Raw genomic sequence first — 14,140 nt, forward strand, 5'->3', positions numbered from 1 at the left:
ATAATTAAAAATGTACTTGTTAAATACTTTGTCGGTGTATTAGTTTTTCCTCGCCAAGTGTGAACTTCACCCTTCACCTCGGTATCAGCCCAATGCACGCGGCACATCAGCAGCGTCTTATGGGCAGACATAACGCCATGCCACAGGTATATCGATCCACATTTACCTATCAGGAAGGAAGGCTGTCGTCCGTCGACAGAAAACAAGTAAGCCGTCGTTCCACTGATTGCGTGTTGTCAGAGCAGTTCCATTTAACATCAACGATAAAGGACATCATGATGCCCAATAAGAACCAACTCGCCCTGAAGAAAGCCGAACTTAGCATTCACCCGATCTTTTCCGAGATCACCTCGTTATCGGTCTTGCGTCGTTTCATGGAAACCCACGTGTTTGCCGTGTGGGATTTCATGTCGCTGACCAAACGCCTGCAGCAGGAGCTGACGTGCACCCGATTGCCGTGGTTACCGCCGCGTGACCCTCACGCCGCCCGGTTGATCAACGAGATCGTTCTGGGTGAAGAATCGGATGATCGCCTGACGGAAGGTCACTACAGCCATTTCGAGTTGTACCTGGATGCCATGCGCGAAATCGGCGCGAGTACCACGGCCGTGGAGCGCTTCGTCGCCCTGCAACAGGAAGGCGTGAGCTATGACGTCGCGCTGCAAAGCGTCGAGGTTGATCCGGCCGCCGCGCAGTTTGTCCGCGACACCTTGCGTACCGCCCTGCATGCACCGGGACACAGCGTGGCGGCGGCGTTTCTGCATGGTCGCGAGAGTGTGATCCCGACCATGTTTCAGCGCATTCTTGACGACTGGGGCATCGGTATCGAACAGGCGCCGACCTTTCGCTATTACCTGGAGCGCCACATTGAGGTCGACTCCGAAGACCACGGCCCGGCGGCGGAACACCTGCTCGAGCGCCTGGTCGACGGCGATCCGCAACGCGAGGCCGAGGTCTACGCCAGCGCCATTGCCGCTGTGGAAAGCCGTATCACCTTGTGGGACGGCCTGCGCCTGAGCATGCGTGAACCGTTGGCGGAGGTGGCCCAATGAATGCCGCCGACTATCAATCCTTTGCCGATGCCTGGGAAAACCGCGCCACCATTCGCACTCGCCCGCGACGCGTGCTGGAAGACGATGAACGCTTGATCTACCCGCTCAGCCGCCAACCGCTGGTGCTCAGCGACACCTTCCTGCGCGAGTGTCCGCAGCAGCGCGATTTCGCCTTGGTGCAGACGTTGTACAAATTCATCAACGATGTGGTGATTTTCGAGACCGAGATCGTCGATAAAACCGCGCGCAGCATCGCCAAGAATCGCTTCGCTGTAGCGTTCCCCTTCGCTTGCCGTTACGACGCGATGACCGTGGTGGTCGACGAGGATTATCACGCCTTGGTGGCGATGGACTTCATGCAGCAAACGGTGGCCATGACCGGCATCGAACCCATTCAGTTGCCCGACGAAATCGAACTGAGCCGGGCCATTCCCGCCGCCGTCGCGCTGGCACCGGAACACCTGCGTAGCGCGGTGGAATTGATCTGCGTGGCCATCGCCGAAAACACCGTGACCGGCGATGTCGCGGCGTTCGCCCGCGACGACACGGTCAAGCCGTCGATCAAAGGCCTTATGGCCGATCACTTGCTCGATGAGGGTCGTCATTCGAGTTTCTGGGCGAGGATGGTGCGTATCTATTGGTACACCGCCAGCGCGACGGATCGCGAGACCATCGCGCAGATTCTGCCGGTGTTCATCGGCCATTACCTGACCAACGACATTCAGAAAGCCTTCGACCTGCGCCTGATCGACGCACTGCCGGTGAGCGAGTCCACGCGCCGTTCGCTCAGGGATGAAATGGCCGGGCTCGTGTTCCCGATCAATCGCCACCATCCGCTGGTGGGCAACATCGTCAAGTTCTTCCACAACAGCTCGCTGCTCGACACGCCCTGCGTGCAGCACGCCCTGCGCGACTACCTGGTTTGACAAGGAGGCCGACATGAAACGTCTCGACATTTTGCTGATTGGCGCCAGCCAGTCCATGACCGACCTGGCGCAAGAACTTGAACAACACGGTCACTCATTGACGCGCAGCGGTGTAGCGCAATCGACGGTGGATCTGATCATCGACGATGGCTTCATCGGCGCCGGCGATTTTTGTGCGATCCCACACCTGCATCTGCGTTTGGGGATTGGCGTGCAGAGCCATACGAGTCTGCCGTCCCTCGACCTGCTGTGTTTCCTCGGCTCGTCATTGATCAGCCGCGTGCCGATCGGCGATGAGCCGTCCGGCAACGGTCAGGCACTGCGCCAGCGGGTATTGACGCAGGTGGTGGACGAAGTGGCGCTGCTGGTCAGCCGCTTCTCCCGCGACGCTGACTATTTTCAGCAGGCCGCGCCGGTCAAGGCGCCGGATTTCGAGCGGATGGAAAACCTGTTGTTCCTCGACAGCCTGGCTTACGTCCATCGCCTCAACGACACGGCGAATCCGGCGCTGCTGGAACAGGCGCAGATCGCGGTGATCGAGCGCCTGCAACAAAGCCTGATCCGACATGCCGAACGACCGGCGCTGCACCTCGCCGAACAGTCGATCAGCTATCGGCAGTTGCATGCCCACAGCCGCGCGATCCAACAGCGCTTGCAGCCCTTGCTCGAACAACATCCACAGCCGTGGGTGATCGGCATCTGCCTGCCAAAAAGCCCGGCGCTGTTCGCCTCGATTCTGGCGATCCTCGGCAGCGGCGCGGTGTATCTGCCACTGGAACCGAGCCATCCTTTGCAGCGCCAGCAGTACATTCTGCAAAACGCCGGCGCGTTGTTGCTGCTGCACGATGGCGAGCATCCGCTTGGCGAAACCATGGCGGGGCTGGACGTCAGTCACATTGACAGCGCAGACGCGGATCTGAGCCAACCGCTGATGCGCCGCCGCCCAGAGTTCGATGCGCCGTGCATGGCGCTGTACACCTCGGGCACCACCGGGCATCCGAAGGGTGTGTTGCTCAGTCAGGCCAACCTTGCCCACTTCACCGCGTGGTACGCCGATTACGTGCAGTTGCAGGCCGAGAGTCGAGTGTTGCAGTTCTCTTCGCTGAGCTTCGATTCGTCGCTGATCGACATCTTCGCGACCCTGCTCGAAGGCGCCGAACTGGTGGTGCCCGATGACACGCAGCGGCGAGATCCACTGCAACTGGTTGCGTTGATCCGGCGCCGGCAACTGACCCACGCCTTCCTGCCGCCGGCGCTGTTGAGCATCCTGCCGCTGGAACAACTCGAAGGCGTGAAAGTGATGACTGGCGGCGATGTCTGCGAGCCGTTTGTCATCGAGCAACTGACCCGTCAGGGCACGCTGCACAACCTTTACGGCCCGACCGAAGCCACCGTGCTGATCACCGCGCGGCAGCTCAAACCGGGCGACAGTAACCGCAGCCTCGGCGCACCGATCGCCAACAGTCAGGTGCTGATCCTCGATGACGATTTGCAACCAGTGCCGCAGAACACCGTTGGCGAATTGTTCATCATTGGCCCGGGCGTTTGCCTCGGTTATCTGAACAATCCACAGCAGACCGCCGAGCGTTATCTGACCCTGAACCTGCCCGACGGCCAAACGCTGCGCGCCTACCGCAGCGGCGACATGGCCAAGTGGGGCGAGCACGGTATCGAACTGTGCGGACGACGCGACAATCAGGTAAAAATCCGCGGCTTCCGGGTCGAGCCAGAAGAGATCGAACGCTGCCTGCGCGAGAGTCAGTTGTACCGGCAAGTGGCGGTGGTGATCGACACTCAGCGGCGCATTCTGGCGTTCCTCGCCCAACCGCAATCGGACACCGCGCGCGAAGCGCTGAAGGCCCACGCCCGGCAGTTTTTACCGGACTACATGCAACCCGTGGCGTGGACTGAACTGTCGAGGATGCCGTTCGCCAGCAACGGCAAGGTCGACCGCAAAGCGCTGCTGGAGTTGCCGGTGAGCGTGCAGGACAGCGGGCAGAAATGCCTGCCGGCAAATGCCGACGAGGCGCTGCTGCTGGAGATCTGGGCGGAGCTGCTGGAGCTGCCGACCAGCGACATTTCCACCGACGAAAGCTTTTTCAATCTCGGCGGCCACTCGATTCTGCTGTCGCGGATGTTGCTGCGCTTGCGTGAGGAATTCGGCCGCAGCATCTCGATCAATCGCTTCATCGAACTGCCGACCCTCATCAAACTCGCGACGCTGGTGCGTGGCACCGATGACAGTGCGGTGCTCAGCGCCCAGGCCATGGCCGACGCGGAACGCGCGCTGGATATCGAACCACTACCCATCACCCGCATGGGTGATGTGCACAAGGTGATCGTCACCGGCGCCAACAGCTTTGTCGGTGTGCACATTGTCGAGGCACTGCTCGGTTGGGGCGCCAGTGAAGTGGCGTGTCTGGTGCGTGACGGCGGCGGGCAAACGGCGGCGCAACGCTTTGCCGAGTCACTGCGGGAAAACCGTCTGGAGCATCTGGATCTGAGTCGGGTGCGGGTTTACGCGGCAGACATTACCCGCCCGCAACTGGGCCTGAACGACGAAGATTATCAACGTCTGGATCGTGAGTTCGGCGCATTGGTGCACAACGCCGCCAACGTCAATCACGTGCTCGATTACGAGTCGCTGGCGGCGGACAACGTCGAACCGATTTTCGCGCTGGTACGCCTGTGCGAAGGGCAGAGCAAAAAGGTCTTCAATTTCGTCTCGACGCTGTCGGCTTCAAGCACGGTCGATGATGCGGGACGGGTGCTGGAACTGCCTGCCGCGCTGACGCCACCCATCTACATTCGCAACGGCTATAACCTGTCGAAATGGGTTGGCGAGCGCATCCTCGAGCGGGCGCGAAAAAGCGGTGTGCGCGTCAATCTGTATCGCCCCGGCAATATCAGTTTCAACAGCTTGAGCGGCGTTTGTCAGCCACACAAAAACCGCTTGATGCTGATGCTCAAAGGCTCGATTCAGCTCGGCCAGGTGCCGGCCTTCACGTTGAATTTCGACCTGATGCCGGTGGACTTTCTCGCCCGGTTCATCGCCTTCCACGCCAGCCGTTACTCGCCTGATCGCGCGGTGTTCAACCTGCATAACCCCGAGCCATTGAGCTGGGATGCCTACGTCGCGTCGTTCCGCGAAACCGGCAGCGAGTTCTCGCTGGTCAGCGTTGCCGACTGGCAGCAGCAACTGGGACGTGTCGATGCCGACAACGCGCTGTTCGGCGTGCTCGGTTTCTACCTCAACGGCTTTGAAGAAGACATCGGCGACATCTCCCTGATCGGCCACGCCAACGCTGAAGCCGGCGTGCAGCAGATGGGCGCGCATTACCCGCAGAAATCCCCGGCGCTGCTGCGTCGCGGCTGCGATTACCTGAAAGAAATCAACTTCATCTGAAGCCACAAAAAAGGAGCGACACCATGAGCACTCTGCAACCCGACACCCTGATCAAAAACCCGCATGGCTGTCACGTTGTGTCGTCGGTGGAAGTGCCGGCGGACGCCGCGCAGGTCTGGGCGGTGGTCGGCGACTTCAGCGGTTTCGACCGCTTTATTCCGGCGCTGTCGCACATCGAAACAATCGGCGAGGGCGTGTCCTCGCTGCGCAAGAAATGCTTCAAGGATGGCAACGTGGTGGTTGAACAACTCAACTCCCGTGATGAACACGCACGAAGCATGACCTGGACGACGATTTACAACACGTTGGGGGTGGCCAATCTGTGGGCGGCGATGAATGTGGAGTCGCTGGGCGCAGGTAAATCCCGGGCGACGTGGACGATCATTGCCGAGCCGGCTTCGGGCGGTGAAGAGGCGTTGCCAGGGTTCAAGGGTTTTGTGCAGGGGTTTGCGGATGATGCGATGGGGAATGTATTGAAGCTGTTTGTTTAAGGCTGAAGGTTTGCGGTGAATGCACCACCGCTATCGCTGGCAAGCCAGCTCCCACAGGTGTTGTGTTGTTCACCAAACTTGTGAACGACATGGACCCTGTGGGAGCGGCTTACCCGCGATTGAACGATAACGCGGTCTGACTTGTGGTCAGATCTTGAAGCTGTCGACCAACTGCTTCAGGCGATTTGCCTGTTGCGACAACGCATCACAATCCTTCAACGTTTCGTTGAGGTTGGCCACGCTCTGCTGGTTCAGCAGGTTGATCTGGTTAACGTCGACATTGAGGGTTTCCACCACGGCGGTCTGCTCCTCAGTGGCCGCTGCCACCGACTGGTTCATACCGTCGATTTCGCCGATACGCTGGGTCACGCTGACCAGACGCAAGCCTGCCTGGTTGGCCACTTCAACGCTTTGCTCGCTGGAAGCCTGACTGGCGTTCATGGTGGTCACCGCTTCACGCGAACCGACCTGCAACGAAGTGATCATCTTGTGGATCTCTTCCGCCGACTCCTGGGTGCGATGGGCAAGGTTCCGCACCTCGTCCGCCACCACGGCAAAACCACGCCCGGCTTCACCGGCACGGGCTGCTTCGATCGCGGCGTTGAGTGCCAGCAGGTTGGTCTGTTGCGAGATGCCTTTGATCACATCGAGGATGTGGCCGATGTTGTCGGTGCTGGCGTTCAGGGTTTCGATCTGCGTGCACGACAGGCTGATCTTCTGCGACAGTTCGGTCATCGCTTGAATCGTCTGCTCGACCACCTGACGACCGTCATCGGCCTGTTCGCTGGCGCCGCTGGCATGCTGCGAAGCATCGGCGGCGTTGCGCGCAATTTCCTGCGTGGCGGCACCCAGCTCGTTGATCGCCGCAGCGACGCTGTTAGTGCGCGCACTTTGCTCGTCAGAGCCGACGATCGAGGCGTTGGACGAAGCCATCACCCGTTGCGACAAATCATGCACGTGGCGGGTTGCCGAGGACACTTCGGAAATCGACGCGTGAATCCGTTCAACGAACTGGTTGAATGCGCTGCCCAATTCACCGAATTCGTCTTTGCTCTCGACCACCAGACGACGAGTCAGATCGCCTTCGCCCTGAGCAATGTCCTGCATCGCACGACCCATGGTGGTCAGCGGACGCATCAGGACGTTGATCAACAGGCTCAGCAGCAGCGCAATCGCAGCCACAGCAACAAACATCGCGATCAGCGCCGAGGTGCGGAATTGGCTGAGTGCAGCGTAGGCTTTATCGCGATCGATCGACAGACCGATGTACCACTGCGCATTCGGCAGATCGCTCACCGGGGTGAACGACAGAATACGTTCCTGGCCATTGAGCACGACGTTCTGGTTGCCCTTCTCGATGCGTACGCTGGTGTTCGGGTAGATGTCTTTCAGGTTTTTCATGACCTGATCTTTGTCCGGGCTGACGATCACCTGACCGTCGGCGCTGACCAGGAACGCGTGGCCGAGACCACCGAAGTCCACCGAGTTGATGATCTTCACCAGGGTTTCCAGGCTCAGGTCACCCCCGACGACGCCGAGCAGTTCGCCGTTCTTTTTCACCGGCATGGCGATGGTCACCACCAACCCGCCAACCGCTGCCATGTACGGCGGCGTCAGCATGGTTTTGTCCGCCGCAACGGCTTGCTTGTACCAAGGGCGCTGACGTGGGTCGTAGCCGTCCGGCATCTTCGCGTCAGGGCGCTGGGTGAACACACCGTTGGCCTGACCGACGTAGGTGAACTGGAAGTTCGAGGTGAACGCTGGTTGATCGACCAGACCCGGGAAATCCGCGTCCTTGCCTTGATGAGCAACGTTCTGCGCAAGGTTTTCCAGCACCAGAATCCGCCCGCTCATCCAGTTCTGCACGCTGCTGGCGGTCAGATCACCGGCCTGCTGCACGGAGGACTGAAGGTTCTGGCGAATGGTGTTTCGCTGCAGATAGTCGTTGTAGAGGGTGAACAGCGCGAACGCCAGGACCACGACGCCCGAGGCGGCCAACAGGATTTTATGGCTGAACTTGAGATTCATTTCATGGGACTTCTTATGCCAAAAGTGGGGATGCGTTCCGGATGCAACATTCCATGTACAGCGCAGGCAGCGTTCTTCTGGCCGCTCTACTTTGGTGCACGCATGTCTCACCAGTCTGTCGGCACGTGTCGGAGAAATCTTAGGGTTGCGCGGGAAATGGATGGCATTTCTGCCGGATTCCCGCCGAACGGCGTGCCAGAACGATCGCCGTGACGTTTTTCAGGGCCGATGTTCGAGAGGCAGTTGCAAATTCTGTAACCCTTGATGACAATGCGAGTAATTATCATTTGTGACGTTGGCGTTGATGTCCTCACCTGAGTTTTCAGTACAGGCGCTTTACAGTAGTCATCACGGCTGGCTCAACGCCTGGCTGCGCGCGCGGCTGGGCAACGCGGCGGATGCGGCAGACCTGGCGCAGGACACTTTCCTGCGCCTGCTGCAGCGCACCGAACGCTTCGAACTCAAGGCGCCTCGCGCCTTCCTGCGCACGATTGCGCGCGGCCTGGTGATCGACCATTGGCGCCGCAAAGAAATCGAACGGGCCTATCTGGAAACCATCGCCCATTTGCCCGAAGCCGAAACGCCGAGCGCCGAAGCCCGCGCGCTGGTGATCGAACTGCTGGAGAGCATTGCGCGGATGCTTGAAGGACTGAAGCCGAAAGTGCGTCAGGCCTTTCTGCTGGCGCACTGCGAAGGTTTGACCCATAAGCAGATCGCCGAACAGATGGGGCTTTCCTTGCGTTCGGTTGAGCGTTACGTCGCCGATGCGCTGTATCACTGCTACGTGCTGAGGTACGAAAGCTGATGCCTGTGGATAACGTCGCACTCGGTCGCCGCGCCGAACCCCGGCAGCACGTGGTCAAACAAGCCATCCATTGGCTGCTGCGTTTGCGCAACAACCATGACAACCCGCGTTTGAATCGTCAGTGCGAACAATGGCGTGCCGAACACCATGAGCACGAACTGGCCTGGCAACGGGTGCAGTCGCTGCAAGCCGAGTTGAGCAATAACCTGCGTGCGGTGCCCGGTGCGCAAGTGGCGTTCAACACCCTGGAAAACAGTGCCCAGGGTCTTGGCCGGCGACAGGCCTTGAAGCTGTTGTCTGGCGCATTGCTGATGGGCTCCGCCGCATGGCTGGCCAAAGACACGGCCGCGTGGCAGCAATGGAGCGCCGATTACGCTACGGCGACGGGCGAGCGGCGCGGCTTTCAGTTGCCGGATGGCACGCGGATCGAACTGAACACCGCGAGTGCAGTGGATCTGGATTACACCGCACAGCAGCGGCTGATCAAACTGACGCGCGGTGAAATCATTGTTACGTGCGGTGGCTCCGACGAGGGCGCGCCGACTGATCGGCCGCTGCGTGTACAAAACCGTCACGGGACTTATGAACCTCTCAATGCCCGATTCAGCCTGCGTCAGGAGCCTGATTGCACGCGGCTCAGCGTCACCCATGGTCAGGTTGCAATCCGCTCCGGGCGCACTTTGGTGGAAGCATTGGCCGGGCAAAGTTATCTGATCGATCACCATCGGGTTCGCCTTGCACCGCCGCTGGCTATGGATGCCGGCGCCTGGGTCGACGGCTTGATCGTTACGCGCAACATGCGTCTGGGTGACTTTATCGCTGAAGTCGGGCGTTATCGTCAGGGCTTTCTGAACTGCGCGTCGGAGGTGGCAGATCTGCGCTTGTCCGGCGTATTCCGCCTGGAAGACACCGACAAGCTGTTGGCGATTCTGCCGCAGACGTTGCCGGTGCAATTGCGCTATCGCACGCGCTGGTGGGTGACGCTGGAGCGCGTCGCCTGAAATTATTTTGGCGGGTTTTCGCAGCAGGTCCGGCTTAGTCAGTAAGCACTTCAACTCAAGCGTTTGCGACTTCCTACGGAAACCTACAATGACTGTCCGCGCCACCTGTAAGAACACTCTGAATTTAACTGCCGAATCAGGCCTGTTGCGCCACGCCGTTCGGGCAGCGCTTTTTTCCACGGTGCTGGGCGTTGGTGTGATGCCCGGTTTGAGCATGGCGGATAATCCGGCGACCCGTGAAGTCAGCCATCGCTACAACATTGCAGCGGGCCCGCTGGGTGAGGCGCTGAATCAGTTTGCCCGTCAGGCTGGCATCACGCTGTCGATGACCCCGCAGCAGACTCAAGGCCGACAATCGCCGGGTGTGCAGGGCGATTATTCGACTGATCAGGCGCTGAGCCATTTGCTCGGCGGCGCTGCTCTGGAAGCGGTCAGCCAGGATGGCAGCAGCTACATCCTGCGTCCGCTCGCTGAATCCGAAGCACTGGCCCTGCCAACCACCGATATCAAAGGTTTCGCCCTCGGCAACGCATTGGGCAGCATGGATGGCTACAACGCCACGCACAGCCAGATCGCCACCAAGACCAGTACGGCGTTGCTGGAAACCTCACAAAGCGTGTCGGTGGTCACGCGCGAACAAATGGATGACCAAGGCTCGCAGACTGTCTCGCAGGCAATGCGGTACACGCCGGGTGTGCTGACCAATCCGTACGGCGCGACCCATCGCTATGATTACGTGGCGATGCGCGGTTTCAACGACGGCTCGGTCGACAACATCTACCTGGACGGCCTCAAGTCGATGGGTGACAGCGGTACTTACAGCACCATGCAGGTCGATCCGTATTTTCTTGAGCGCGTCGACATTCTCAAGGGACCGTCGTCGGTGCTGTACGGTCGCAGTTCGCCGGGCGGCCTGGTGGCGCTGACCAGCAAAAAACCGCTCTACGAGGCTTACCATCAGGTGCAAGCCACGGTCGGCACGCAGGGGCAGCGCGGGGTCGGTTTTGACTTCAGCGGCCCGGTCGATGACGACAAGCGCATCGCCTATCGTCTGATCGGCTTAACCGATCAGTCCGACACGCAGTTCGACCACAACAATGAAAAACGCTTCGCCCTTGCGCCGACGCTGAGTATCGATTTCAGTGAAGACACTTCGCTGACCTTGCAGGCTTATCTGCAACACGATCCGGATGGCGGCTACCACGGCGGTGTACCGGCCGACGGCACCATTCATCAGCGCAACGGCAACCGCATCTCGCCGCACTTCTTCGAAGGCGAGCCGGGCGTCGATGGTTATTCGCGTGATCAGCAATCGTTCGGCTACCAATTTGAACATCGCTTCAACGATGTCTTCACCGCACGGCAGAACTTTCGTTACCTCGATTCCAAAGTGAACATGGATCAGGTCTACGCCTATGGCTGGACCACGCCGAACAGCAACGAGCTGAACCGCTACTACACCGGCGGGGATGAGCGTCTGCATGCGTTTATCGTCGACAACATGCTCCAGGCTGAATTTTTCACCGGCGCGACCAAACACACGGTGCTCATGGGCGCTGACTATCAGCGGCGCAAAACCGTGGTCGACTGGACCAGCGGCGGCCTTGCACCGATCAATGCGTTCAACCCGGTTTACGGCAACTCAGCGATCGATATGTATGGCGAGACCAGTTACCTGCGCCGTCTGGAACAGACCGGGGTTTATCTGCAAGACCTGATAGAGATGGACAAGTGGCGCTTCTCGCTGGGCCTGCGTCAGGACTGGGTCGAGACTTCGGACGAAAACCGTATCGCTGAAGCCGGACGTCCGGTCGGCACGGAAATCAATGATCGCCGTACCAAACTCACTGGCCGTGCCGGCGCACTGTACCTGTTCGATAACGGCCTGGCGCCGTACATCAGCTATTCCGAATCATTTAACCCGAACTCCTATGCCGACAGCGCCGGTAACCCGCTGGCCCCAACCGACGGCACACAATGGGAGGTCGGTTTGAAGTATCAGCCGCCGGGCACTGACAATTTGTTCACCGCCTCGCTGTTCCGCGTCGACCAGGAGAACCTGGCGACCAAACTGCCACAGGAAAACTTCTATCGTGCGGTCGGAGCCGTCCGCTCTCAGGGTCTGGAACTGGAAGCGCACATGCAGTTGACCGATAACCTCAAAGTCCTCGGCAGCTACACCTTCACCGACATTGAATACTCGAAGTCGATGGTGAGTACGTTGAGTACACCGACCGATGTGATCGAGAACAAAGGCAACTCACCAACGCAGGCACCCCGTCATATGGCGTCGTTGTGGGCAGACTACACATTCGACAACGCGGCACTCGATGGCCTGCGACTCGGCGGCGGCGTGCGTTATGTCGGCTACAGCTGGGCCGATGCGGAAAACACCCTGAAGGTGCCTTCCTATACGCTGTTCGATGCCTCGATTGGCTATGACTTGGGCAAGGTCGGCTTGAAGGGCGTTGATGTGCGTCTGAACGCGAACAACCTGACCAACGAGTCCTACGTCGCTTCCTGCGCGAGCCTGAACTTCTGCTACATGGGCGAAGAGCGCAACGTGGCGGCGACGGTGAGCTACCAGTTCTAAACCTTTTGTCCTGTGCATAAAAAGCCAGCCCCTGATTTTTCAGGGGCTGGCTTTGTCATTTCTGTGGGGAAATTTCAATGCGTGCGTTTCTGGTTTTATTGCATCGATATATCGGTTTGGCTACCGCAGTGTTTTTGCTGTTGGCCGGGATTACCGGAAGCATTCTGGCGTTCAACCATGAGTTGGATGAATGGTTGAATCCGCAGTTTTATTCGGCTTCTGCACAGGGTGCGCGACTTCCGCCAGGCGAGTTGGTTGATGCCGTGCAATCTGCGCATCCGAAGCTGCAGGTCTGGTACATGGAGTATCCGCATGAGGCGGGACATACGGCTTTACTGGCGGCAGTTCCACGTAATGATCCGGCGACAGGAAAGCCATTCGACGAACGTAATCAGGTGTTTTATCTGGACCCGGTGAGCGCTGAGCAGACGGGTCAGCGTTATTGGGGGGAATGCTGTTTTGGACGGGAGAATTTTGTCCCGTTCGTCCTTGAGTTTCACTACAACCTGACAATGCCGGGGAACTGGGGATTGTGGCTGATGGGGTTGGTGGCCGTCGCCTGGGTGATCGACTGTTTTGTCGCGTTATGGCTGACATTGCCGCGTGGAAAGCCGTTCTGGAAGAAGTGGTCGACAGCCTGGAAGGTCAAGGGTGGGCATGCCTACCGGCTGAACTTCGATCTGCATCGTGCGGGGGGATTGTGGTTGTGGCTGTTGTTGCTGCCGATCGCCGTCAGCAGCGTGGCGATGAACTTACCGAGTCAGGTGTTCAAGCCTGCGGTTTCGTTGTTTTCACCGATTGAGCCGAGCGTTTATGAGGCTCGGGGGCGTATGTCGCCCTCGTCGTTGGGGGTGACGCAATTGAGTTATCAACAGGCATACGAAAGGGCGCTACAGGAGGGGAAAAGGTTAGGACTGACAGCGGCGATCGGGGAGTTGTATTACAGCTTTGAGTACAACTTCTACGGCGCAGGGTTTGGACAGCATGACACCGAAGCGCATGGCAAATCCTGGTTGTTCTTTCATGGTACGGATGGGCGGTTATTAGGGCAGGAGATTGCTGGGCAGGGAACGTTGGGGGAGCAGTTTTATCGGTTGCAGTTGCCGATACATGGAGGACGGATCATTGGAGTTACAGGTCAGCTAATGATCGCGGTGTTAGGTATTTTGATTGCGGGTTTGTCGGGGACTGGCGTCTACATCTGGTGGCGCAAATGGCAGGCTCGGCGCATCAGCAAGACGCGTAAAGCTGTTTGATCAATGATTGTGTGAGCCCTGAAATGACAAAACCCCTGTCTGCGTTAGCAGACAGGGGTTTCGGAATTTAATCTTGACGATGACCTACTCTCACATGGGGAAACCCCACACTACCATCGGCGATGCATCGTTTCACTGCTGAGTTCGGGATGGGATCAGGTGGTTCCAACGCTCTATGGTCGTCAAGAAATTCTGTATCTGACTCGTCAACACGGTAACGAGACAGCAAAAACGGTTACTTCTACTAAAACAAAACCCCAACTGCTTTCGCAATTGGGGTTTCGGAATTTAATCTTGACGATGACCTACTCTCACATGGGGAAACCCCACACTACCATCGGCGATGCATCGTTTCACTGCTGAGTTCGGGATGGGATCAGGTGGTTCCAACGCTCTATGGTCGTCAAGAAATTCGGGTACCGAATCGTGGCCAGATGGCCTCGCTTCAGCAAATTGGGTATGTGATAGTTTTCGGTGTTTTGCGAGTCTTTCGAACTTTCGGTTCGTTTCGTCTTCACACACCGCAATCTGGCCTTTCGACGCAAATTGCTTGGGTGTTATATGGTCAAGCCTCACGGGCAA

The 14,140-nt window shown here is 58.7% G+C and carries 9 protein-coding genes and 2 rRNA genes; 8 read left to right on the top strand and 3 right to left on the bottom strand.

Annotation, left to right across the window (positions count from 1 at the left end; all coding sequences use genetic code 11):
• The first annotated feature begins 278 nt into the window (after positions 1 to 278).
• The 4 genes from ACIF4X_RS03405 to ACIF4X_RS03420 are packed head-to-tail and all read left to right on the top strand — an operon-like array spanning position 279 to position 5,875.
• Complete coding sequence (locus ACIF4X_RS03405) at positions 279 to 1,052, top strand: DUF3050 domain-containing protein (RefSeq protein WP_397480918.1); 774 nt, start codon at positions 279 to 281, stop codon at positions 1,050 to 1,052.
• Positions 1,049 to 1,978: a diiron oxygenase gene (locus ACIF4X_RS03410; protein ID WP_397480919.1), complete on the top strand. Its 930-nt coding sequence runs from the start codon at positions 1,049 to 1,051 to the stop codon at positions 1,976 to 1,978. The genes ACIF4X_RS03405 and ACIF4X_RS03410 overlap by 4 nt, the downstream gene beginning before the upstream one ends.
• Before the next feature lie 13 nt (positions 1,979 to 1,991).
• Complete coding sequence (locus tag ACIF4X_RS03415) at positions 1,992 to 5,384, top strand: amino acid adenylation domain-containing protein (protein WP_397480920.1); 3,393 nt, start codon at positions 1,992 to 1,994, stop codon at positions 5,382 to 5,384.
• 23 nt (positions 5,385 to 5,407) lie between these two features.
• A complete protein-coding gene (locus tag ACIF4X_RS03420) occupies positions 5,408 to 5,875 on the top strand; it encodes an SRPBCC family protein (RefSeq protein ID WP_397480921.1) in 468 nt (155 codons plus the stop codon).
• 147 nt (positions 5,876 to 6,022) lie between these two features.
• On the opposite strand, the gene ACIF4X_RS03425 is transcribed toward ACIF4X_RS03420, so the two are convergent.
• A complete protein-coding gene (locus ACIF4X_RS03425; protein WP_277760057.1) occupies positions 6,023 to 7,903 on the bottom strand; it encodes a methyl-accepting chemotaxis protein in 1,881 nt (626 codons plus the stop codon).
• 304 nt (positions 7,904 to 8,207) lie between these two features.
• Here ACIF4X_RS03425 and ACIF4X_RS03430 point away from each other — a divergent pair, with 304 nt between their 5' ends.
• From ACIF4X_RS03430 to ACIF4X_RS03445, 4 genes are all read left to right on the top strand, one after another.
• A complete protein-coding gene (locus ACIF4X_RS03430; protein WP_397480922.1) occupies positions 8,208 to 8,708 on the top strand; it encodes a sigma-70 family RNA polymerase sigma factor in 501 nt (166 codons plus the stop codon).
• A complete protein-coding gene (locus ACIF4X_RS03435) occupies positions 8,708 to 9,709 on the top strand; it encodes a FecR domain-containing protein (protein WP_397480923.1) in 1,002 nt (333 codons plus the stop codon). The genes ACIF4X_RS03430 and ACIF4X_RS03435 overlap by 1 nt, the downstream gene beginning before the upstream one ends.
• An 88-nt stretch (positions 9,710 to 9,797) precedes the next feature.
• Positions 9,798 to 12,302 carry a TonB-dependent siderophore receptor gene (locus ACIF4X_RS03440; protein ID WP_397480924.1) on the top strand — a complete coding sequence of 835 codons (2,505 nt, stop codon included), beginning with the start codon at positions 9,798 to 9,800 and terminating at the stop codon, positions 12,300 to 12,302.
• A gap of 77 nt (positions 12,303 to 12,379) precedes the next feature.
• A complete protein-coding gene (locus ACIF4X_RS03445) occupies positions 12,380 to 13,558 on the top strand; it encodes a PepSY-associated TM helix domain-containing protein (RefSeq protein ID WP_397480925.1) in 1,179 nt (392 codons plus the stop codon).
• A 71-nt stretch (positions 13,559 to 13,629) separates the two neighbouring features.
• On the opposite strand, the gene rrf (ACIF4X_RS03450) is transcribed toward ACIF4X_RS03445, so the two are convergent.
• Both rrf (ACIF4X_RS03450) and rrf (ACIF4X_RS03455) read right to left on the bottom strand, forming a co-directional pair.
• Positions 13,630 to 13,745 (bottom strand): 5S ribosomal RNA (gene rrf / locus ACIF4X_RS03450).
• Positions 13,746 to 13,850: 105 nt separating this feature from the next.
• Positions 13,851 to 13,966: ribosomal RNA gene (rrf, locus tag ACIF4X_RS03455) — 5S ribosomal RNA — on the bottom strand.
• Positions 13,967 to 14,140 lie beyond the last annotated feature (174 nt).

It is taken from the genome of Pseudomonas sp. NPDC085632 (assembly GCF_044541255.1).
Classification (GTDB): Bacteria; Pseudomonadota; Gammaproteobacteria; order Pseudomonadales; family Pseudomonadaceae; genus Aquipseudomonas.

Coding starts and splice junctions, on each gene's coding strand:
- ACIF4X_RS03405 (WP_397480918.1), top strand. CDS start 279: ATGCCCAATAAGAACCAACTCGCCCTGAAGAAAGCCGAACTTAGCATT.
- ACIF4X_RS03410 (WP_397480919.1), top strand. CDS start 1,049: ATGAATGCCGCCGACTATCAATCCTTTGCCGATGCCTGGGAAAACCGC.
- ACIF4X_RS03415 (WP_397480920.1), top strand. CDS start 1,992: ATGAAACGTCTCGACATTTTGCTGATTGGCGCCAGCCAGTCCATGACC.
- ACIF4X_RS03420 (WP_397480921.1), top strand. CDS start 5,408: ATGAGCACTCTGCAACCCGACACCCTGATCAAAAACCCGCATGGCTGT.
- ACIF4X_RS03425 (WP_277760057.1), bottom strand. CDS start 7,903: ATGAATCTCAAGTTCAGCCATAAAATCCTGTTGGCCGCCTCGGGCGTC.
- ACIF4X_RS03430 (WP_397480922.1), top strand. CDS start 8,208: ATGTCCTCACCTGAGTTTTCAGTACAGGCGCTTTACAGTAGTCATCAC.
- ACIF4X_RS03435 (WP_397480923.1), top strand. CDS start 8,708: ATGCCTGTGGATAACGTCGCACTCGGTCGCCGCGCCGAACCCCGGCAG.
- ACIF4X_RS03440 (WP_397480924.1), top strand. CDS start 9,798: ATGACTGTCCGCGCCACCTGTAAGAACACTCTGAATTTAACTGCCGAA.
- ACIF4X_RS03445 (WP_397480925.1), top strand. CDS start 12,380: ATGCGTGCGTTTCTGGTTTTATTGCATCGATATATCGGTTTGGCTACC.